A 23,524-nucleotide genomic window follows, 5' to 3' on the forward strand; every position below is an offset into this window, starting at 1 on the left:
AGCCTTACCTTACCTATGACGGGGAGAGGGAGGCGCGGGTGAGCACTACCGGACGGGAAGTCCTCCGCCGGTCGATCGCCGGGCAGCGACGGTCGGTGACGCTGGCATCGCTGCTGACGGCGGGCCATCAGGGCGGCGAGGCGCTGGTGCCGGTGGTGATCGGCGTTGTCATCGACCAGGCCGTGGCCGGGGCATCGGTGAGCACGCTGGTGCTGTGGCTGGCGGTGCTGGGCGTGCTGTTCGCGGCGCTGTCGACCAGCTACCGGCACGGCGCGCGGTTCGCGCTGCGCGCGGCCGAGCTGGCGGCCCAGGAACTGCGCCAGGACATCGCCCGCCGGGTGCTGCACCCCGCCGGCGGCGCGGAGGCCGGCAACCTCGCGGGTGAGCTGGTGAGCGTCGGCACCTCGGACGCGAAGCGGGTCGGCCAGGTCAACCACGTGCTGCCCTTCGGCGCGGCCGCGCTGGCCGGGCTGCTGGTCACGGCCGTCGCGCTGCTGACCCGGTCCCTGCCGCTCGGGCTGCTGGTGCTGCTCGGCACGCCGCCGATGCTCTACCTGGCCCACCTGATCGGCAAGCCGCTGGAACGCCGCAGCGAGGCGGAGCAGGAGCGGTCGGCCTACGCCTCCGGCGTGGCCACCGACCTGGTCAGCGGCCTGCGGGTGCTCAAAGGCATCGGGGCCGAGCGGGCGGCGATCGACCGCTACCGGCGGACCAGCCAGGACTCGCTGCGGGCGACGCTGCGGGCGGCCCGCGCCCAGGCCTGGCACAACGGGGCGCTGCTGGCCCTGACCGGGATCTTCATCGCGGTGGTGGCGCTGGTCGGCGGCAACCTGGCGGCGGCAGGGCAGATCAGCGTCGGCGACCTGGTGGCGGCGGTCGGCCTGGCCCAGTACCTGATCACGCCGTTCTCCATCTTCTCCTGGGTCAACGGTGAGCTGGCCCAGGGCCGCGCCTCGGCCGGACGCATCGCCGACGTGCTCAACGCTCCGCCGGCGGTCGAGGCCGGCGCGGCGGCGCTGCCCACTCCCCCGGCCGGGCACGTCCGGGTCGACGGGCTGAGCCGGGGCGCGCTGCGAGGCGTCGAGTTCGAGGCCCGGCCGGGCGAGCTGGTGGGCGTGGTCGCCACCGACGCCGCCGCCGCGACCGACCTGCTGGACTGCCTCGGCCGCGCCGCCGACCCGTCGGCCGGCGCGGTGTTCGTCGACTCGATCGATCTGTCCACTGTGGACCCGAGCCGGGTCCGCGAGGTGGTGCTGGTGGCCGCGCACGACGCCGACCTGTTCGCCGGCACGATCGTCGAGAACGTCGGCGACGGGCCGAAGGCCGGCGAGGCGCTGACCACCGCCGCCGTGGACGAGGTGGCCAGCGCGCTGCCCGACGGCGTGCACACCGCCGTCACCGAGCGCGGGCGGTCGCTGTCCGGCGGGCAGCGGCAGCGGGTCGCGCTGGCCCGGGCGCTGGCCGTCGACGCGCCGGTGCTCGTGCTGCACGATCCGACCACGGCCGTCGACACCGTCACCGAAGCCAGAATCGCGGCCGGACTGGCGCAGTTACGGCGTGGCCGAACGACGATCCTCGTCACCACCAGCCCGGCCCTGCTGTCCGCGACCGACCGGGTCGTGCTGCTCGACGGCGGTCGTGTCGTCGAGCAGGGCAGCCACGCCGAGCTGGTCGTGCGCTCCGACTACCAGGCGGCGGTGCTGGCATGACGCGCGAACTCCTGCCCGTCGCGGACGGGCGCCGCGTCCGCGCGGTCGTCGGCGAACTCCTCGGCCAGGCCAAGGGCCAGACCGTCGCGGCGTTCGCCATGCTGGTGATCGCCACCGCCATCGGCCGGTTCACCGCTCCCCTGCTGGGCCGGGTCGTCGACCTGGTCACCGCCCACCGGCCGGCCACCGAGCTAGTGACGCCGGCGGTGGAGCTGGTGCTCGTCGCCGTGGGGCAGGCGATCGCCACCGCCATCGGGGTGTCGCTGGTGGCGCGGCTGGGCGAGACCATCCTGGCCACGCTGCGCGAACGCTTCGTCGAGCGGGCCCTGGGGCTGCCGCTGGACCAGCTCGAACGGGCCGGCTCCGGGGACCTCACCAGCCGAGTCACCAACGACGTCTCGGTGATCGCCGAGGCCGTCCGGGAGGCGCTGCCCGAGCTGGGGCAGTCGGTGCTGACCGTCGTGCTCACACTGGGGGCGCTGGCCGTGCTGGACTGGCGGTTCCTGCTGGCCGCCCTGGTGGCCGTGCCGATCCAGGTCTGGACCGTGACCTGGTACGTGCCGCGCGCCAAGCCGCTGTACGCCCGCCAGCGTGAAGCCGTTGGCACGCAACAACAACAGCTGCTGGACACGATCGGCGGGGCCGCCACCGTGCGGGCGTTCCGGCTGGCCGACACCCACCTGGACCGGGTGCGGCAGCGTTCCACCAGCGCCGTCGACCTTGCCCTGCAAGGGGTTCGGCTGGTGACCCGGTTCTACGCGCGGCTCAACCTGGCCGAGTTCGTCGGGCTGTCGGCCATTCTGGCCATGGGTTTCCTGCTCGTCGGCGCGGACGCCGTCACCGTCGGTGTGGCGACCGCCGCCGCGCTGTACTTCCACAGCCTGTTCGGGCCGATCACCGCCGCCCTGGCGCTGGTCGACGACGCCCAGGCCGCCACCGCCAGCCTCGCCCGGCTGATCGGCGCCGCCGACCTGCCGCCGGTCGCCGAGCCCGTGCAGCCGGCCCGTCCGGTCGACGCCTCGGTGAAGACCGCCGGCGCCAGTTTCTCCTATGTGGACGGTCATCCCGTGCTGCGGGACGTCGACCTGTCCGTCGCCCCCGGCGAACGGGTGGCCCTGGTCGGCGCGTCCGGCGCGGGAAAGACCACGCTGGCCAAGCTGATCGCCGGCATCCACCGTCCCTCCGCCGGCTCGATCACGCTCGGCGGCGTGTCCCTGAACGAGCTCGGGCCCACCGGCACCAGCCGGACCGTGGCCCTGATCAGCCAGGAGGCGCACGTATTCGCCGGGCCGCTGGCCGACGACCTGCGCCTGGCCCGCCCCGACGCCACCGACGCGGAACTCCTTGCCGCACTGGAGAAAGTCGGCGCTCGGTCCTGGGTGGACGGTCTGCCTGACGGGTTGGCCACCGTGGTCGGCGAGGGCGGTCACCAGCTCACCGTCACCCAGGCCCAACAGCTGGCCCTGGTTCGGCTCGTGCTCGCCGATCCGCCCATCGCCATCCTCGACGAGGCCACCGCCGACGCCGGCAGCGCCGGGGCCCGGGTGCTGGAGGCCTCCGCCGCCGCGGCACTGGAGGGCCGGACCGCCCTGGTGGTGGCCCACCGCCTCACCCAGGCGGCGGCGTCGGACCGCATCGTCGTCCTGGACGCCGGCTCCGTAGTCGAAACCGGTACCCACAACGAGCTGGTCGCCGCCAACGGCCAGTACGCCACCCTCTGGTCCGCCTGGTCCGGCCACCGCCCCTAACCCCCAAATCCGCGCTTGGAAGGGGGCTTTCCTCCACTCGGAGTGGAGGAAAGCCCCCTTCCAAGCGTCGATGGGGCCTGTGCGGGGGGCGGCCCGGGGGGCCGGTCTGGGGGGCGGCGGTCAGGAGTCCATGGTGTCGGCGAGGGACTTGGGGCGCATGTCGGTCCAGTTGGCCTCGACGTAGTCCAGGCATGCCTGGCGGGCGTCGGGGCCGAAGGCGGTGGTCCAGCCGGCCGGCACGTCCACGGCCACCGGCCAGAGGCTGTGCTGGTTCTCGGCGTTGACCAGCACCAGGTAGGTGCCGTCCTGGTCCTCGAACGGGTTGGTCACGGCCGGCCTCCTCAGGCGACGATGTCGGTGCGGGCGTTGCGGACGACCTCGACCATCTTCTGGATGACCGGGGCGGCGAGCACGGGGTTGAACCGGGGCTCGGTGGACCAGTCGGCCAGCTGGTTGGCCTTGACGGCGGGCAGCTGGGCCCAGGTGGGGATGGCGGCGAGCTGCTGGCGCGACAGGGCGAAGGTGCGGCTGTCGACCAGGATCAGGTCGGCCGGGTACTTGCCGGCCTGCTCCCAGCTCAGGGTCTCGAAGTAGTCGTCGGGGCCGCCGCCGGCGACCAGGTCCATGCCCAGGTCGCGGTAGTACGACAGGTCGGCGAAGAACTCCGGCTTGCAGACGTACATGTTGTCCTTGTCGCTGGACACGACGAGGACCTTCAGCCCCGGCTTGGCCTTGATGGCCGCCTTGAGGTCGTCGGAGGCCTGCTGGAAGTCGGCCTTGGCCTTGGTGATCGTCGCGGACTTGGCGTCGCCGCCGAGCGCCACGGCCAGGTCCTCGTAGCGCTGCATGACCTTGGGCCAGGTGACTTTGTACTCGGAGAGCGCGGCGATCGGGGCGATGGCCTGCACCTTGGTGCCGAGGTCGTCCTTGAGCACCCACAGGTCGGTGGGCTTGGTCCCGGTCAGGCCGGTGACCACCAGATCCGGCTTGAGGGCGACGAACTTCTCCATGCTGAAGTCGTCCCAGGCGTTGCCGATGGAGGTCTCGGAGTTCAGGTCCACGTTGCCGACCTGCACCTCCTTCTTGCCGTCGGCGGTCTTCTGCGGCCCGAACACGCCGACCGGGTGCACGCCGTAGTCCCACAGCGCGGCGGCCGAGCTGGCGTAGGCCACGACCCGGGAGGGCCGCTGGTCGCGGGAGACCTTCTGGTTGCGGTCGTCGGTGAACGTCCACGGGCCGCCCGAGGCGGCCGGGGTGGACTGCGCGCCGTTGCCGCACGCGGCGAGAGCCAGCGCGGCGGCGACGCCGCCCGCCCCGACCAGGAATCCGCGCCTGCTCAGCCCGGCGGCGCCTTGAAACACGGACATGGTCACCTCTCGCCAGTTCTTAGGGTAGGCATACCTTAACTCACGTCCCGTCAGCGCCGGCCGGACAGCTGCTTCTCGGCCCCGGGCACCGGCTCGGCCGGGTCGTGACCGAAGTGGACCTGGCGGTTGTCGGCGTCCACGTGCACCACGTTGGGCCGGTGCCGCGCCCGCTGCGACTCCTCGACCTGGGCGTAGGTGATGATGATCACCAGGTCGCCCGGGTGCACCAGGTGCGCGGCCGCGCCGTTGACGCCGATCACGCCGGAGCCGGCCTCGCCGGTGATGGCATAGGTCTCCAGGCGGGCGCCGTTGGTGATGTCGACGACCTGGACCCGCTCGCCCTCCACGATGTCGGCGGCGGCCATCAGGTCGGCGTCGATGGTCAGCGAGCCGACGTAGTGCAGATCGGCCTGGGTCACGGTGGCCCGGTGGATCTTGCCGTTCATCAGGGTGCGGTGCATCGACTACCTCGGGTCTCGGGTCAGCAGCGCGGCGAGGCCGGCGGCGGTGGGCGTGCGGAAGAACTCGGCGATCGGGATCTCGGTCCCCAGCCGTGCGGTGATCCGGTTGCGCAGGACCACCAGCAGCATGGAGTGACCGCCGAGGCTGAACAGATCGTCGTCGGCGCCGACGGAGTCGGCGCCCAGCACCTCGGCGAACACCTCGCAGAGGGACTTCTCCAACGGCGTCTCGGGGGCCCGGCCGCGGGCCCCCAGGTCGGGCACGGGCAGCGCAGCCTTGTCGAGCTTTCCGTTGCGGGTCACGGGGAACGCCGCGAGCGGGACGATGGCCGCCGGCACCATGTACTCCGGCAGCGAGCGGGCCACGTGCTCCCGCAGCCGTCGCGGATCGGCCGTTTCCGGTGTGGTGTAGGCGACCAGGCGCTTGTCCCCCGGCCGGTCCTCACGCACGACGACCAGCGCCTGGTCCACCTCGGAGTGTCGCGATAGGACGGTCTCGATCTCGCCTGGCTCGATTCGGAAGCCGCGGATCTTGACCTGGTCGTCGCCACGGCCGAGGTACTCCAACTGCCCGTCGGCCCGCCAGCGCGCCAGGTCGCCGGTGCGGTACATGCGAGAGCCCGCAGCCCCGAAGGGATCGGCCACGAACCGTTCGGCGGTCAGCTCGGGGCGGCCGAGGTAGCCGCGGGCCAGGCCGGCCCCGGCGATGTAGAGCTCGCCGCGAACGCCTGGGGGCACGGGGTTGAGCTGCTCGTCGAGGACGTAGGCCTGGGCGTTGCCGACCGGCCGGCCGACGACCGGACGATCGGCGTCGCGCACCCGGCCGACGAGGGCGTCAACGGTGGCTTCCGTTGGGCCGTAGAGGTTGTAGGCCTCGGTCCCGGGCAGCTCGCGGAGGGTTTCCCACAGCGGCTGGGGAATGGCCTCGCCGCCGACACCGACCACGCCGAGCGAGCACTGGCCGTCCTTGATCACGCCGGCGGCAGCGATCTGGGCGAAATGCGACGGCGTCAGCTCGATGAAGTCGATACCCCGCTCGATCACCACTGCGGCCAGGCGGTCCGGGTCTCGACGGGTGTCGTCGTCGACCACGTGCACCTCGTGTCCGTCCAGCATCCACAGCTGCGGCTGCCATGAGGCGTCGAAGGCGAACGCCCAGGCGTGCCCGACCTTCAGTTGCCGTCCGCCGGCGGCGGCGACCGCCGGCCGGTAGAGGGTTTCCCGGTGGCTGTGGAACAGGTTCACCAGGCCGGAGTGCGGGATGACCACGCCCTTGGGCTTGCCGGTCGAGCCGGACGTGTAGAGCACGTAGGCCGGGTTCGCCGGGGCCGGCGGTGTGATCACCGCGTCACTGTCCACAATGTCCTCGACGAACAGGACTCGATCGCCGGAAAGCCCGAAGGCCTTGGTCGTCAACACCAGTGCGGCGCCGGAGTCCTCGATGACGGCGGCGATGCGTTCGGCCGGCTGGTCGGGGTCGACCGGCAGGTACGCGGCACCCGACTTGAGCACGCCGAAGATCGCCTCGATCACCATGGCGGAACGCGGCAACACCAGGGCCACCACGGTTTCCGGGGCCGCGCCGTGGCAGGCCAGCCACCGGGCCAGCCGCTCGGTGCGGGCGGCGAACTCGGCGAAGGTGACGCTGCCGTGGGCATCGCTCAGCGCGGTCGCGTTGGGCGTCGCCGCCGTCTGCGCGGCCAGCCGGTCCACGACCGTCGGCGCGGTCATGGTGAGCGGCTGCCCCTCGCCCCACTCGTGCAGGATCCGTTGCCGCTCAACCGGTTCGAGGACATCGATGCGGCTCAGCGGCTGGTCCGGGTCGGCGACGACCGCGGTCATCAGCCGCACCAGGCGTTCGGTCAGCGTGCGGGCGGTGGACTCGTCGAACAGGTCGAGGCTGAACTCCAGCTCGCCGTCGATCCCGTCCGCGCCGGCGGTCTCGACCAGGTCGAAGGACAGGTCGAACTTGGCCTGCCGCAGGCCGGTGTCCCGATAGGACGATGGCAGCCCGATCAGCTTTTCCTTACCCGCAGCCGAATGATAGACGGCGAGCATGACCTGGAACAGCGGGTGCCTGGCCAGCGAGCGGGGCGGGTTGAGCAGCTCGACCAGGTGCTCGAACGGCAGGTCCTGGTGGGCGTACGCGGCGAGGTCGGCCTCGCGCACCCGGGCCAGCAGCTGGCGGAAGGTCGGGTCGCCGGCGGTGTCGGTGCGCAGCACCAACGTGTTGACGAAGAAGCCGGCGAGGTCCTCCAGCGCGTGGTCGGTGCGGCCGGCCACCGGAGTGCCGAGCGGGATGTCAACGCCCGCGCCGAGCCTGGTCAGCAGGGCGGCCAGCGCTGCCTGCAACACCATGAACGTGCTGGTGTCGCTGCCGTTCGCGAGTTCACGCAGCCCACGGTGCACGGCCGCCGGCACGGTGAACGGCACCGCCCCGCCCTGGTTGGTGGCGCGCGGCGGGCGCTGCCGGTCGGCCGGCAGGGTCAGCTCGTCCGGGATGCCGGCGAGGGTGTCCCGCCAGAACTCGGCCTGCTGACCGAGCAGGCTGTCCGGGTCGTCGGCGCGGCCGAAGACCTCCCGCTGCCACAAGGTGTAGTCGACGTACTGGACCGGCAGCGGAGTCCACTGTGGAGCCTCGCCTCGGCGGCGGGCCGCATAGGCGGTGTCGAGGTCCCGCTTCAGCGGCGGCAGCGACCAGCCGTCGCCGGCGATGTGGTGCACCAGCAGCACGAACACGTGCCGTTCCGGCCCGGTCGACACCAGCGTGGCCCGCACCGGGATCTCCGCGTCCAGCTCGAAGCAGTGCCCGGCCGCCTCGGCCACCCGGCCGGCGACGTCCTTCTCGCTCACCAACGCGGTTTCCAGCACCGGTCGGGCCTCGGGCAGCACGACCTGTCGCGGCGTGCCGTCGTCCTCGACGATCACCGTGCGCAGGATCTCGTGCCTCGCCACGACATCGGCCAGCGCCAGGGCCAGGGCCCCGGCGTCGACCCGGCCGGTCAGTTCCCACGCCCACGGGATGTTGTACGTGGGCGTGCGGCCGTCCAGCCGGTCGAGGAACCACAGTCGTTGCTGCGCATAGGAAAGCGGCAGCACCTCGGGCCGGGTCGCCCGGGTCAGCGCCGGCCGCCGGCCGCGTCCCGGGTCGAGCAGCTCGGCCAGCCGGGCCGGTGTCGGCGCGTCGAACACCGCCCGGATCGGCGCTTCCACGCCCAGCATGGCCCGGATCCGGCTGACCAGGCGGGTCGCCAGCAGCGAATGCCCGCCCAGCGCGAAGAATCCGTCGTCCGGGCCGACCGCCGGCACGCCCAGCACGTCGGCGAACAGCTCGCACAGCGCCTGCTCGACCGGGGTCCGGGCGGTGCGCTCCGAGGCCTGGATCTCGGGGGCCGGGAGCGCTCGCCGGTCCAGCTTCCCGTTGGCGTTCACCGGGAACTGCGGCAGGACGACAACCGCGGTCGGCACCAGGTACTCGGGCAGCTGGTCGGCTACCAGCTTGCGCAGCGCGGCCGGATCACCAGCGGGCTCGACGTAGGCCACCAGGCGGACGTCGCCGGGCCGGTCATCGCGGGCGATCACCACGGCCTTGGCCACCGACGGGTCCGTCAGCAGAACCGCTTCCACCTCACCGGGTTCGACCCGGAAGCCGCGGATCTTGATTTGCTGGTCGGCGCGGCCGAGGAAGTCGAGCGAGCCATCGGTCCGACGGCGGACGAGGTCGCCGGTGCGGTACATGCGGGAACCCGGCTCCCCGAACGGGTCGGCCAGGAAGCGCTCGGCAGTCAGGGCCGAGCGGCCCAGATAACCCCGGGCCAGCCCGGCGCCGGCCAGGTAGAGCTCGCCGCGAACGCCCGGGGGCACCGGGTTGAGTCGATCGTCGAGGACGTAGGCCCGGGTGTTGGCGATGGGCCGGCCGACCGGAACGGCCCCGTTCTCGTTGGTGCACATGTGCATGAGGCTGTCGCCGGTGGCCTCGGAGCAGCCGTAGAGGTTGACCAGCCGGGCCTGCGGCCACCGGGCGGTCACCCGCTCGGCCAGGGTCGAGGACAGCGCCTCGCCGCTGGTGATCCACGTGGTCACGGACTCGAACGCGCCGGCCGGCGCGTCCTCGACGAAGCTGGCCAGCAGGCTGGGCACCACGGTCAGCACCTGGGCCCCGCTGTGGCGGACCAGGTCGGCCAGGGCCAGCGGGTCGGTGGCGGTGGCGTCGTCGGCCAGGATCACCGGGTCGCCGGCCACGAGCCCGCCGAGCAGTTCGGTCGAGCCGTCGATGAACGTCAAGGCGCTCTTGGCGATCCGCACGCCGGCCAGCTGATCGCGGCCCCAGTGCAGGCGGTTGGCCAGCGCCCGCTGAGTGCCGGCCACCGCCTTGGGCCGGCCGGTCGAGCCGGACGTGAAGATCACGTACGACGGGTTGTCCGCGCTGATCACCGGCCAGGCCGACGGTTCCGGCCCGGTCGCGTCCGGGCGGACGAGCCGGTCGCCGAAGCCGTCTTCGGCGATCACCAGGTGCGGGGCGGCATCGGTGAGCATGAGCGCGATGCGTTCGGCCGGGTGGTTCAGGTCCAGCGGCAGGTAGGCGGCGCCGGTCTTGAGCACGGCCAAGATCGCCGTGACCAGCTCGACCGACCGCGGTAGCGCGATGGCCACCACCCGCTCCGGACCGGCGCCCCGAGCCAGCAGCCCACGGGCCAATTCCGTGGCCCTGGCGTCGACTTCGGCGTAGGTCAGCCGCTCGGCACCGATCACCAGCGCGGTGGCGTCCGGAGTGCGAGCGACCTGGGCCGCGAACAGCTCGCCGGCCGTTTCCGCCGGCAACGACGTCACGGTGTCGTCGACCAGGAGGTTTCGCTCGGCCTCGGTCAGCAGGTCGATATCGCCGATCCGGACGTCCGGGTTCGCGACGGCGGCGCGCAGCAAGTCGCGCAGCCGGGCCAGGATCGCCTCCACGTCGGCTCGGTCGAAGACGTCGCTGTTGTACTCGGCGGTGCCGCGGATGCCGCCCTGGTCGCCGACGAAGAACACCAGGTCGGCCCGGGAGGTGCCGGTGCCCACCGGTTCCTCGGTGACGGTCAGGCCGGGCAGCACGATGTCGGCGACGGCGTTGTTCTGCCAGGCCAGCATGGTCTGGAACAGCGGGTGGTAGGCCAGCGACCGCGCCGGGTTCAGCGCCTCGACCAGCCGCTCGAACGGCACGTCCTGGTGGGCGTAGGCGTCCAGGCTGCGGTCCCGCACCCGCGACACCAGGTCCCGGAAGGACGGGTCGCCGCCGGTGTTCACCCGCAGCACCAACGTGTTCACGAAGAACCCGACCAGGTCGTCCAGGGCCTGATCGGTCCGGCCGGCGATGGAGGTGCCGATCGGGATGTCGGCGCCGCCGCCCAACCGCGACAGCAGGGCCGTCAGGCCGGCGTGCACGACCATGAACACGCTGGCCCCACAGGCGCGGGCCAGGTCGACGATTCCACTGTGGAGCTCGGGTTCCCAGGCGAAGCCGAACTGCTCGCCCCGGTAGGAGGCCTCAGCCGGGTGCGGCCGGGTCGTGGGCAGCTCGATCCGCTCCGGCAGGTCGGCGAGGGCCTGCCGCCAGTAGGCCAGCTGCGGCTCGATCACCGACTCGCACAGGGCTTCCCGCTGCCACAGCGTGTAGTCCGCGTACTGCACCGGCAGTTTGGTCCACTGTGGAGCATCGCCAGCCCGGCGGGCGGTGTAGGCGGCGGCCAGGTCGTGCCACAGCGGGGCGGTGGACCAGCCGTCGGAGGCGATGTGGTGGAACACCAGCACCAGGACGTGCTCGCGTTCCCCCAGGCTCAGCAACGTGGCCCGGAGCGGGATCTCCGATTCCAGCTGGAACACGGTGTTGGCCGCCTCGGACACCGCGGCCGCCAGCGTGGCCTCGGTGACCCGGTGGACCGGCAGCGCCACCGTCACGTCCTCGACGACCAGCTGTCGGGCCTCACCGTCGATCTCCGGGAACACGGTGCGCAGCGCCTCGTGCCGGGTGATCACGTCGGTCAGCGCGAAGTGCAGCGCCTCGACGTCGAGCACGCCGTTGAGCCGGACCGCCGTCGGCATGTTGTACGTCGGCGACGGCCCTTCGAGCCGGTGCAGGAACCACAGGCGCTGCTGGGCGAAGGACAGCGGCAGCACCTCGGGTCGCGGCTCGACCCGCACCAGCGCCGGGCGGGTCGTCGACGAGTCCGCAGTGGACAGTAGCGCGGCGAGGCCGGCGACGGTCGGCGTCTCGAACACCGACCGCACCGGCAACTCGACGCCGAACACCGCCCGCAGCCGCGCGACCAGGCGAGTAGCCATCAGCGAATGGCCGCCCAGGGCGAAGAAGTCGTCGTCGATGCCGATCGACCGGGCGTCCAGGACCTCGGCGAACAGGCCGCAGAGCACCTCTTCCACCGGGGTCCGCGGCGCACGGCCGGACGTGATCGCCTGCTGGTCCGGGCTCGGCAACGCCCGCCGGTCGAGCTTGCCGGAAGCCAGCAGCGGCAGTCGGTCCAGCACCACGAAGGCCGAGGGCACCATGTACTGCGGCAACCGATCCCGCACGTGGGCCCGCAGCGAGGAGACCAGCGCACTGGTGTCCCGTTGCCCCACGGGGTTGTTGCCCAGGGCGGTGCGAGCGGCGCGGGAGCGGTAGATCCGCGTCGGCTCGCCGGTGGTGAAGACGGCCTCCAGCTCACCGGCCTCGGCCGTCACCGTGACAGCCACCCGGAAACCCGCCCGCTCCCCAAGCCGGTGCAGATCCTCCGGATCAATCCCAGAACGATCATCAAGCGCGGTAAGACCCAAACCCGGGTTCGCCTCGTACAGCGCGCGGACCGCCGCCAACTCCCCCGACAGGCGCGCATCCGGCACACCAGTCACCCGCAACCGAGACACCCGCCCCTGGAGAACGTCCGCCAACTCGTCGATCGAGGTGAACGGAACAACCTTCTCCTCGGGCGCCGCCGGCCGGGAAGCCTTGCGCAGAACCACGTCGTAACGGTGCCGGGTGAGCTCGTTGTGGGCGACGCCGCGCTTGACCAGGACATCGACATCGTCGAGGCCGGCGAAGCCAGCGAAGAAGTCGGGGTCGAGCACGAGCTCACCCTCACGAGCGATCGCCTGATCAACAGCCGCGACCGTGCGGCGACCGTGCCGGAGTTCAGTGGCAGTCCGGAAGGCCCGCAGCGAGCGGAGGTTACGGATGTCGCCCATGAAGATCACGCCGCCCGGCCGGACCCGCGCGGCCGCCGCGCGGATGACCTCGGCCAAGTAGTCGGTACTCGGGAAGTACTGGGCGACGGAGTTGATGATCACGGTGTCGAACGGCTCGTCCGGCAGCTCACCCAGGTCGTGGGCCGGCCGCGCGGCCAGGTGCACCTTGGCCGCCAGCTCGGGCGGCATCTCCCGGCGCAGGTTGGCGATCGCCTTCTCGGACAGGTCGACGCCCCAGTACTCGTCGGCGATCGGGGCGATCCGGGACAGGATCAGGCCCGAGCCGACGCCGATCTCCAGCACCCGGCGGGGGTTTAAGGAAGAGATGCGGTCGATGGTCGCCGCGTGCCACTCCCGCATGTCGTCGAGCGGGATGGGAGTGCCGTCGTAGCTGGAGTTCCAGCCGGCGAAGTTCTCCTCCATGCCACCGGCCGCCGCGTCGGTGAACACGTTCTCGTGCAACTCGTGCCATTCGCCGACGTGATCGAGCTCGGATTCCTCGTCGCGGCCGGCCACCGGCACCGCGTAGGCGATCAGCTTGCCGTCCTGGGCGATCACCACCGACTGCCCGATGCGCTCGTGCTCGACGATGACCGACTCGATCTCGCCGAGCTCGATCCGATAACCCCGGATCTTCACCTGGTCATCGGCCCGACCCAGAAACACCAAGCGACCATCCGACAACCACCGCACCAGATCACCGGTCCGATACAAGCGACCACCATCACCGAACGGATCCGCGACAAAACGCTCAGACGTCAACGCCGCACGGCCGAGATACCCCCGCGCCAAACCCGAACCAGCCAGATAGAGCTCACCGACCACACCCGGCGGCACCGGCCGCAGCGACGCATCCAGCACATACGCCTTGGTCCCCGGATCCGGAACACCAATCGGCACAATGGGACTGGCCGGATCACACAGGCCGAGCGTGGAATTGGTCGTCGCCTCAGTCGGACCGTAAGCGTTGAACATCCGACGACCCGGAGCCCAACGGCGAACCAGCTCCGGCGACACACGCTCGGTACCGGCCAGCAGCACACTATCCCGAGGAAGGTCAAGATCCTCCGGCATCTCGGCCAGCAGCGCCGGCGGCAGGATCATGAAGTTGACGTCGTTGGCGAACGCGTAGTCGACCAGCGCCGCGCCGGGGAACCGCAGCTCGGACGGCACGACGACGAGCCGACCGCCGGACAGGAGTCCCAGGCACAGGTCCCAGAACGCCACGTCGAAACTCGGCGACGCGAACTGCAACACCCGGCTCCGCGGCCCCACCCCGAACCGCTCCACCTGCGTCGCCACCAACTTGGCCACGCCGGAGTGCTGGAGCACAACACCCTTGGGGCGGCCCGAGGATCCCGAGGTGTAGATGACGTACGCGGCGTTGGCCGGCCGCACGTCGACCTCAGGGTCCATAGTGGACATCAACGGCAGGGCCAGGTCGTCCGTGAACACCGTCGGCACCTCGGCCGGCAGCTTGGCCGCCACCTCAGGTGTGGTGACGACGCAGACCGGGGCCGAGTCCTCGACCATGAACTCGATGCGGTCGGCCGGATAGTCGGCGTCCAGCGGCAGGTAGGCCGCGCCGGCCTTCAGCACCGCCAGCTCGGCGACGATCATCTCGATCGACCGCGGCACCGCCAGCCCGACCACCCGCTCCGGGCCCGCGCCCCGGGCGATCAGCAGGTGTGCCAAACGATTGGCTTCGGCGTTGAGCTCGGCGTAGGTGAGCCGCCGGTCGTCGAAGACCAGCGCGACCTCGTCCGGCCGGGCCAGCACCTGGGCGGCGAACAGGCCGGGGAAGGTCTCGGCGCCGGCCGGCTCCAGACTGCCGGCCCACTGCGTCAGCACCCGATCGCGCTCGTCGCCGGCCAGCAGGTCCAGCGCCCCGACCGGGCGGTCCGGCGCGGCCAAGGCGGCCCGCAGCAACACTTCCAGGCGGCGCAGGATCGCGTCGGCGCCGGCGTGGTCGAACACGTCGTTGTTGAACTCCAGCACACCGGCGATGCCCGCGTCCCGCTCGGTCAGCGAGATCGACAGGTCGAACTTGGACGTGCCGGTGGTCACCGGGACCTCGGTGACGGTCAGGCCGGGCAGCACCACCTCGGCCCGCGCGTTGTTCTGGCCGGCGATCATCACCTGGAACAGCGGGTGGTACGACAGCGAACGGGTCGGGTTGAGCACCTCGACCAGCCGCTCGAACGGCACGTCCTGGTGCGCGTAGGCATCGAGGTTGCGCTCGCGGACCCGGGCCACCAGCTCGCGGAACGACGGCTCGCTGGAGGTGTCGACCCGCAGCACCAACGTGTTCACGAAGAAGCCGACCAGGTCGTCCAGCGCCTCGTCGGTCCGGCCGGCGATCGGCGAGCCGATCGGCACATCGGTGCCCGCGCCCAGCCGCGTCAGCAGCGCGGCCAAAGCGGCGTGCACGACCATGAACACGCTCGCCCCGCACTCGCGCGCCAGCGCCGCCAGGCCGGCGTGTAGGTCGGCGTCCCAGTCGAAGGTGTGCAGTTCGCCCTTGAACGTGGCGGTTGCCGGGTGCGGCCGGTCCAGCGGCAGTTCGATCCGGTCCGGCAGGCCCTCCAGCGTGCTTCGCCAGTAGTCCAGCTGGGCCGACAGCGCGCTGTCCGGGTCGTCCTCGCCGCCGAGCAGCTCCTCCTGCCACAGCGTGTAGTCCGCGTACTGCACCGGCAAATCGGTCCACTGTGGAGCCTTGCCGGCGCGGCGAGCCGTGTAGGCGGCGGCGATGTCCCTCCACAGCGGGGCCATCGACCAGCCGTCGGAGGCGATGTGGTGGAACACCAGGGCCAGCACGTGTTCCCGCGCGCCCAGCCGCAGCAGCTCCGCTCGCATCGGCACGTGTCGTTCGAGGTCGAACGGCCCCCGGACCAAGCCGGTCAGGACCTCGTCGAACTCGTCCGGGGCGATGTCGCGGACCCGCAGGCGTACCCCGGCGTCGTCCAGAATGTCCTGGTACGGCACGCCGTCGCGCTGCGGGAACCTCGTGCGCAACGCCTCGTGCCGACCGACCACATCGGACAGTGCGGCGTCCATCGCCACAACGTCGATGTCGCCTTCGAGCCGCATGATCAGCGGCACGTTGTAGGTCGCGGACGGTCCTTCCAGGCTGTCCAGGAACCACAGCCGCCGCTGAGCGCCGGACAGCGGCACCAGTTCCGGGCGGTCCCGCCGGGTCAGCGCCGGTCGCGCGGCCGAACCGGCTGCGCCGAGCAGGCCGGCCAGGCCGGCGGCGGTCGGCGTCTCGAACACCGAGCGCACTTCCAGCTGCACGTCGAAGGCGGTCCGGATGCGGGCGATCAGGCGGGTGGCCAGCAGCGAATGCCCGCCCAGCTCGAAGAAACTGTCGTCCGGGCCGACCTTGGGCAGGCCGAGGACGTCAGCGAACAGCTCGCACAGCTGCCGCTCGGCCGGGGTCGCCGGCTCGCGCTCCGAGGTCGGGGCCACCGGGTCCGGCGAGGGCAGGGCCCGGCGGTCGAGCTTGCCGTTGGCCGTGACCGGCAAGGCGTCGAGCACGACGATCGCCGACGGCACCATGTGCTCCGGCAGCCGGTCCTGCGCCAGCGCCCGCAGTTCCGTGGACAGGGCGGTGATCCGGCGGAAGCGGCCGGGGTTTCCGGTGTAGGACAACGGCTGCTCGATGCCGGGCCGGAACGCGCCGACTGGGAACCGGTCATCGGCGGCGAACACGACGTCCACCGAGCCGTCGCCGGTGGCGGACCAGGTCACCACCGCGCCCAGCTGGTACCAGGTCTCGGGGTCGATGCCGTTCTCGGCGGTCCGGCCGTTGGGCACGCCGTTGATGCGGAGCTCGCTGTCGTCCTGGAGCAGCGCCGCCACCTCGTCCACTGTGGACACATCGACACCCCAGTCCAGGGCGGCCGCCGGCACCGGGCACACCCGGGCCGGATCGGTGTGCAGGACGACGTCGTAGCGGTACTGGGTGAGCTCGTTGACCGCCCGCCCTCGCTTGACCCGGACGTCGGCCCCGGCGATCCCGTCGAGGCCGGCGAAGAACTCCGGCGCCACCAGGAGTTCCTTCTCCCGCAGCAGCCGCTGCTCGACGCGGTCCTCCTCGCCCCGGGCCCGGGCCACGGCGGTGTGGAAGGCCCGCACCTGGCGCAGGTCGCGGACGTCGCCGATGACCACCGCGCCGCCGGGGGCGACGATGTTCAGCGCGCCGCGCAGCACGTCGAGCAGGTAGGTCCCGCTCGGGAAGTACTGGACGACGGAGTTGAGCACGACGACGTCGAAGAACCCGGCCGGCAGCTCGGAGAGGTCGGCGGCGTCGGCGGTGCGCAGCTCGACCCGGCCGGCCAGCCTCGGGTCGGCGGCGACCCGCCGGCCCAGCGACGCGATGACCTCGGCCGAGAAGTCGGTGCCCCAATAGCTTTCGCACTCGGGCGCCAGCTCGGTCAGCAACAGGCCGGTGCCGACGCCGAGCTCCAGGACCCGGCGCGGCCGCAGCTCGCGGATGCGGTCCACCACCGCGTCCCGCCACTCGCGCATCTCGGCCAGCGGGATGGGTTCGCCGGTGTAGCTGGAATCCCAGCCGGTGAAGTCGTCGCCCTCCTGGCTTTGCCCCAAATCTGTCGATACCGCATACATGGAGTCGTAGAGCTCGCGCCACTCGCCGATCTGCTCGGTCTGCGCCGCCGGCTCGGCATCTTCGGCCGCCGGCACGACGTAGCCGACGAGCCGGACATCGCCGGGCCGGTCCTCGCGCGGCACGACCACGGCGTGGGCGACGCCGTCGTGGGCGGCGAGGGTGGCGGCAATCTCCCCCGGCTCGATGCGGAAACCGCGGATCTTGACCTGCTCATCGCCCCGGCCAAGGAATTCCAGCACCCCGTCGGGGCGGAACCGGGCCAGGTCGCCGGTGCGGTACATGCGTGAACCCGGAGTTCCAAACGGATCGGCGACGAACCGCTCCGAGGTCAGCGCGGTGCGGCCGAGGTAGCCGCGGGCCAGCTGGACGCCGGCCAGGTACAGCTCCCCCGGGGTGCCCGGCGGGACCGGGCGCAGCGCGGCGTCGAGCACGTAGGTGCGGGTGTTCCACACCGGCCGGCCGATCGGCACGCTTGCGTCCACAGTGGACGTCTGCCACGCGGTGACGTCGACCGAAGCCTCAGTGGGGCCGTACAGATTGTGCAGCTCGGCGTTGAGGGTGCGGTGGAACTGGGCGACCGCCTCGGGTGGCAGCGCCTCGCCGCTGCACACCACCCGGCGCAGGCTCGTGCATTCGGCGGCGGCCGGCTCCTGGAGGAAGACCTGGAGCATCGACGGCACGAAGTGGACGGTGGTGACCCGCTGGTCGCGGATCAGGCCGGCGAGATAGGTCGGATCCTTGTGGCCGTCCGGCCGGGCAACCACCTCGGTGGCCCCGACGATCAGCGGCCAGAGGAACTCCCAGACCGAGACGTCGAAGCTGGACGGCGTCTTCTGCAACACCTTGTCGTCGGGGCCGAGGCCGTACTCGTGCTGCATCCACAGTAGACGGTTGACGATGCCGGCGTGCGGCACGACAACGCCCTTGGGCCGGCCGGTGGAGCCGGAAGTGTAGATCACGTAGGCCGGGTTCTCCGGCCGCAGCACGGCATCGCGCGGCGGAGTCGCCGGCAGCCCGGCCAGTTCGTCGACGGTCGCCGGATCGTCCAGCAGCAGCGCGCCGGGCACGCTGGTCTCGGCGACGGCCAGCACCAGCGCCGGATTCGCGTCGCCCAGCATGAATTCGATGCGGTCGGCCGGATAGCCCGGGTCGAGTGGCAGGTATGCGGCCCCCGACTTGAGCACGGCGAGGATGGACACCACCAGGTGCACCGAACGCGGCAGCGCCAGCGCGACCACCCGCTCCGGGCCGGCCCCGCGCGCGATCAGGGCGTGCGCGAGCCGGTCGGAGGCGGCGTCCAGCTCGGCGTAACTGAGCTGTTCCCCCTCGAAGTACAGGGCCGGGTGGTCAGGCGTGCGCCGGACCTGCGCGGCGAACAGCTCCGGCACCGTGATCGCCGGAACTTCCCGAACATCCCCGGACCACACCGTTTCCAGGCGGTCCCGCTCGGTCGCAGTCAGCACGTCCAGGCCGCCGATCCGACGGTCCGGGTTCACCACGGCCTGGCGCAGCAGCACCACCAGCCGGTTCAGCAGCGCGGTCACGGTGACCCGGTCGAAGACCTCGGCGTTGAACTCGGTCTGGCCGTGCAGGCCGTCGGCCTGTTCGGTGAAGGAGATCCACAGGTCGAACTTGGCCGTGCCGGTGCCGACCGGCTGCTCGGTCACGCTCAGGCCCGGCAGCTCCACATCGGACGCCGGCGCGTTCTGCCAGGCCAACATCGTCTGGAACAACGGGTGATAGGCCAGCGACCGCGCCGGGTTCAGCGCCTCGACCAGTCGCTCGAACGGCACGTCCTGATGCGCGTAGGCATCCAGGCCGCGCTCGCGAACCCGGGCGACAAGATCCCGGAAGGTCGGGTCGCCGCCGGTGTTCACCCGCAGCACCAACGTGTTCACGAAGAACCCGACCAGGTCGTCGAGCGCCTGGTCGGTCCGGCCGGCGATCGGCGTGCCGATGGGAATGTCGGCGCCGCCGCCCAACCGGGACAACAAGGCCGTCAACCCCGCGTGCACGACCATGAACACGCTGGCCCCACAGGCCCGGGCCAGCTCGGCCAGGCCGGCATGGACATCAGAATCCCAGACGAAGGTGAGGAACTCGCCCCGGTACGAGGAGACCGAGGGGTGCGGCCGGTCAACCGGCAGCGCGATGCGCGCGGGCAGCCCGTCGAGGGCCTTGCGCCAGTACGCCAGCTGCGCGGCCTCCTCGCCGGCCAGGATCTCCCGCTGCCACAGGGCATAGTCCGCGTACTGCACCGGCAGCTCGGTCCATTGTGGAGTCGAGCCCGACCGCCGAGCCGCATAGGCCCGGGCGATGTCCCGCCACAACGGGGCGATCGACCAGCCGTCGGCGGCGATGTGATGCACCACAAGCACGAACACGTGCCGGCTCTGGTCGATCTCCAGCAGCTCAGCCCGGACGACCGGGCCGGACTCCAGGTCGAACACGCGGCGGACCAGGTCGTCCACGGCGGCGTCCACTTCGGACTCCGCCACCGGCCGCACGGCCAGCTCGATCTCGGCCGAGGGCAGGATGTGTTGATACGGCACGCCATCGGCGGTCGGGAAGATGGTCCGCAGCGACTCGTGCCGGTCGAGCACGTCGGCCAGGGCCGCCCGGAGCGCCTCGACGTCGAGCTCTCCGTTGAGCCGCAGCACGAATGGGACGTTGTAGGTCGCGGAGCCGCCCTCAAGGCGGTGCAGGAACCACAGTCGTTGCTGGGCAAAGGAAAGCGGGCACTGCGCCGGCCGCTCGGCCCGGGTCAGCGGCGGCCTCGCGGTGCCCGACACCGTCCCGGCCAGCAGGTCGGAGAGCGCGGCGGGGGTCGGCGCGTCGAACACCGCCCGCACCGACACCTCGGCCCCGATGGCCGAGCGGATCCGCTGGATCAGCCGGGTGGCCATCAGCGAATGCCCGCCCAGCTCGAAGAAATCGTCCTCCGGCCCGATGCCCGGCACGTCGAGCACGTCCGCGAAAAGCTCGCACAGCAACTGCTCCACGGGGTTGCGCGCGGCCCGCCCGGGCCCGGCGGTGGCCCGTTCCGGCGTGGGTAGGGCGTTGCGGTCCAGTTTGCCCGAGGCCAGCACCGGCAGGTGGTCCAGCACCACGAAGGCCGAGGGCACCATGTACTGCGGCAACCGATCCCGCACGTGCGCCCGGACCGCCGACACCAGCGCGGTGTTCGTGCGCCGGGCCGCCGGGTTGTTCGCGTACGCGGCCTTCGCCGCCCCCGGCCGGTAAGCGGGGCCGTCCTCCCCCTTCGTGAAGACGGCCTCCAGCTCACCGGCCTCGGCCGTCACCGTGACAGCCACCCGGAAACCCGCCCGCTCCCCAAGCCGGTGCAGATCCTCCGGATCAATCCCGGAACGCTCATCAAGCGCGGTAAGACCCAAACCCGGGTTCGCCTCGTACAGCGCGCGGACCGCCGCCAACTCCCCCGACAGGCGCGCATCCGGCACACCAGTCACCCGCAACCGAGACACCTGCCCCTGGAGAACGTCCGCCAACTCGTCGATCGAGGTGAACGGAACAACCTTCTCCTCGGGCGCGGCCGGCCGGGAAGCCTTGCGCAGAACCACGTCGTAGCGGTGCCGGGTGAGCTCGTTGTGGGCGACGCCGCGCTTGACCAGGACGTCGACGTCGTCGAGGCCGGCGAAGCCGGTGAAGAAGTCGGGGTCGAGCACGAGTTCGCCCTCGCGGGCGATCGCCTGGTCCACCGCCGCCACCGTGCGGCGGCCGTGCCTGAGCTCGGTCGCGGTCCGGAAAGCCTTGAGCGAGCGGAGGTTACGGATGTCGCCGAGGAAGATCACGCCGCCGGGGGCGAGGTGGGCGGCGGCTGTTCGAATGACCTCGGCCAGGTACGCCGCGCTCGGGAAGTACTGCGCGACGGAGTTGATGACCACGGTGTCGAACGGCTCGGCCGGCAACTGGCCCAGATCATGGGCGGGACGGGCCGCGAGGTGCACCTTGGCCGCCAACTCGGGCGGCATCTCCCGGCGCAGGTTGGCGATCGCCTCGGCCGAGAGGTCGACACCCCAGTACTCGTCGGCGATAGGGGCGATCCGGGACAGGATCAGGCCGGAGCCGACGCCGATCTCCAGCACCCGCTTCGGGTTCAGCGACGAGATCCGGTCAATGGTCGCCGCGTGCCACTCCCGCATCTCGTCGAGCGGGATGGGAGTGCCGTCGTAGCTGGAGTTCCAGCCGGCGAAGTTCTCCTCCATGCCACCGGCCGCCGCGTCGGTGAACACGTCCTGGTGCAGTTCACGCCATTCGCCGACGTGATCAAGCTCGGACTTCTCGTCGCGGGTCGCGGCCGGCACCGCGTAGGCGATCAGGCGACCGTCCCGGGCGATCACCACCGACTGGGCCACCTGCGGGTGCTCGGCCACCACCGACTCGATCTCGCCGAGCTCGATCCGATAACCCCGGATCTTCACCTGGTCATCGGCCCGACCCAGAAACACCAAGCGACCATCCGGCAACCACCGCACCAGATCACCGGTCCGATACAAACGACCACCATCACCGAACGGATCCGCAACAAAACGCTCAGACGTCAACGCCGCCCGACCGAGATACCCCCGCGCCAAACCCGAACCAGCCAGATAGAGCTCACCGACCACACCCGGCGGCACCGGCCGCAGCGACGCATCCAGCACATACGCCTTGGTCCCCGGATCCGGAACACCAATCGGCACAAGAGAACTAGCCGGATCACACAGACCAAGCGTGGAATTGGTCGTCGCCTCAGTCGGACCGTAAGCGTTGAACATCCGACGACCCGGAGCCCAACGGCGAACCAGCTCCGGCGACACACGCTCGGTGCCCGCCAGCAGCACACTATCCCGAGGAAGGTCAAGATCCTCCGGGATCTCCGCCAGCAGCGCCGGCGGCAGGATCATGAAGTTCACCTCGTGGGCGTGGGCGTACTCCACCAGCCCGGCCCCGGGAAAGCGAAGTTCCGACGGGACAACGACAAGCCGCCCACCGGACAGCAAACCCAGACACAGATCCCAGAACGCCACGTCGAAACTCGGCGACGCGAACTGCAACACCCGGCTCCGCGACCCCACCCCGAACCGCTCCACCTGCGTCGCCACCAACTTGGCGACACCGGAGTGCTGGAGCACAACACCCTTGGGACGCCCGGTAGAACCAGACGTGTAGATCACATAGGCGGCGTTGGCCGGCACGATCGCGGCCGCGGGATCAGTGGCCGGGGCGGTGGTCAGGTCGAGCTCGTCCAGCAGCACGACGTCGCCGTCGAAACGGTCGGCCAGCTCGCGCGTGGTCACCACACACACGGGCCCGGCGTCGGAGACCATGAACGCGATGCGCTCGGCCGGATAGTCCTGATCCAGCGGCAGGTACGCGGCACCGGCCTTGAGCACGGCCAGCTCGGCGACGATCATCTCCATCGACCGCGGGACCGCCAGCGCGACCACGCGCTCGGGGCCGGCGCCGTGGCCGATCAGCACGTGGGCCAAGCGGTTGGCCCAGGCGTCGAGCTCGCGGTAGGTCAGCTGCCGGTCGCCGAACACCAGCGCGACCGCGTCCGGCGCTTCGGCGACGCGGGCCGCGAACAGCTCCGGCAGCGTCGCCAGCGGCGTGCTCAGATCGGTGTCGTTCCACTCGACCAGCAGCTGCCGGGTTTCGTCATCCGACAACAGGTTCAGCTGCCCGACCGGGCACTGTGGACGGTCGAGGCCGTCGGCCAGCAACTGCTCGAAGTGCCGCAGCATCCGGTCCACTGTGGACGCATCGAGCACGTCCTCGCGGTAATGGGCGGCGAGCACGGCGCCGTCCAACGACAGCACAAGATCCAGCGGGCGGTCGGTCTCGGCGGCGAAGCCGACGTTCACCAGCACCGCGCCGCCGCGACTCTGCTCCGGCTGCAACTCGCCGACCAGCTCGTCGAACGGAACCTGGTGGGCGATCGCCTCGGCATGGGCGGCCCGCACCCGCGCGACGACGTCGGCGAAGCCGGGCGAACCGCCGAGATCGACGCGAACCGGCACCAGCGAGCCGGTGCCGAAGACGATGTCGGCAGTGCCGGCATAGCGGTGCAGCAACACCACGAACGCCGCCATCAGCGTCGCCTGCCGGTCGCCGGTCAGCCGGTCGGCCAACGCCAGCTGCCGAGTGCGCACCGCCCTCGGCGGGGTCGGCTCGGCCGGGTGCGGCCGGTCCACGGGCAGCAGGAGCTCCTTCGGGGCGGTGGCCAGGCGATCAAGCCAGAACCCGAGGTCCGCGACCTGTTGCACAGCGTCACCGTTGCTCACCGATAACCAGCCTCTCGCTGCTCACGGTGCCCACGACCGGGCACAAACTTAGGTGACCCTAACAAAAGGAAGGTAAGGATGCACTCCTGTACCATCGGTTAGCCTTA

General features: G+C 71.3%; 6 protein-coding genes. 2 read left to right on the forward strand and 4 right to left on the reverse strand.

Annotation, left to right across the window (positions count from 1 at the left end):
* Positions 1-38: 38 nt before the first annotated feature.
* A complete protein-coding gene (locus tag ACIG5F_RS15645) occupies positions 39-1,709 on the forward strand; it encodes an ABC transporter ATP-binding protein (protein ID WP_396518375.1) in 1,671 nt (556 codons plus the stop codon).
* Positions 1,706-3,457, forward strand: a complete 1,752-nt coding sequence (locus ACIG5F_RS15650) for an ABC transporter ATP-binding protein (RefSeq protein WP_396518376.1) — start codon at positions 1,706-1,708, stop codon at positions 3,455-3,457. Before ACIG5F_RS15645 ends, ACIG5F_RS15650 begins: the two co-directional genes overlap by 4 nt.
* Before the next feature lie 120 nt (positions 3,458-3,577).
* On the opposite strand, the gene ACIG5F_RS15655 is transcribed toward ACIG5F_RS15650, so the two are convergent.
* From ACIG5F_RS15655 to ACIG5F_RS15670, 4 genes are read right to left on the reverse strand one after another with little or no spacing between them, the layout of a single operon-like run.
* Positions 3,578-3,787 carry an MbtH family protein gene (locus tag ACIG5F_RS15655; protein WP_396518377.1) on the reverse strand — a complete coding sequence of 70 codons (210 nt, stop codon included), beginning with the start codon at positions 3,785-3,787 and terminating at the stop codon, positions 3,578-3,580.
* An 11-nt stretch (positions 3,788-3,798) separates the two neighbouring features.
* Complete coding sequence (locus ACIG5F_RS15660) at positions 3,799-4,824, reverse strand: ABC transporter substrate-binding protein (RefSeq protein ID WP_396518378.1); 1,026 nt, start codon at positions 4,822-4,824, stop codon at positions 3,799-3,801.
* A gap of 50 nt (positions 4,825-4,874) precedes the next feature.
* Positions 4,875-5,285, reverse strand: a complete 411-nt coding sequence (gene panD / locus ACIG5F_RS15665; protein ID WP_396518379.1) for an aspartate 1-decarboxylase — start codon at positions 5,283-5,285, stop codon at positions 4,875-4,877.
* Positions 5,286-5,288: 3 nt separating this feature from the next.
* Complete coding sequence (locus ACIG5F_RS15670) at positions 5,289-23,417, reverse strand: amino acid adenylation domain-containing protein (RefSeq protein WP_396518380.1); 18,129 nt, start codon at positions 23,415-23,417, stop codon at positions 5,289-5,291.
* Between the last annotated feature and the right edge of the window lie 107 nt (positions 23,418-23,524).

Origin of the sequence: Kutzneria sp. NPDC052558, from assembly GCF_044547355.1 — a bacterium.
GTDB lineage: Bacteria > Actinomycetota > Actinomycetes > Mycobacteriales > Pseudonocardiaceae > Kutzneria.

What these genes read in the sequence shown, in the direction of transcription:
- ACIG5F_RS15650 (WP_396518376.1), top strand. Translation starts at nt 1,706, where the DNA reads ATGACGCGCGAACTCCTGCCCGTCGCGGACGGGCGCCGCGTCCGCGCG.
- ACIG5F_RS15660 (WP_396518378.1), bottom strand. Translation starts at nt 4,824, where the DNA reads ATGTCCGTGTTTCAAGGCGCCGCCGGGCTGAGCAGGCGCGGATTCCTG.
- panD (WP_396518379.1), bottom strand. Translation starts at nt 5,285, where the DNA reads ATGCACCGCACCCTGATGAACGGCAAGATCCACCGGGCCACCGTGACC.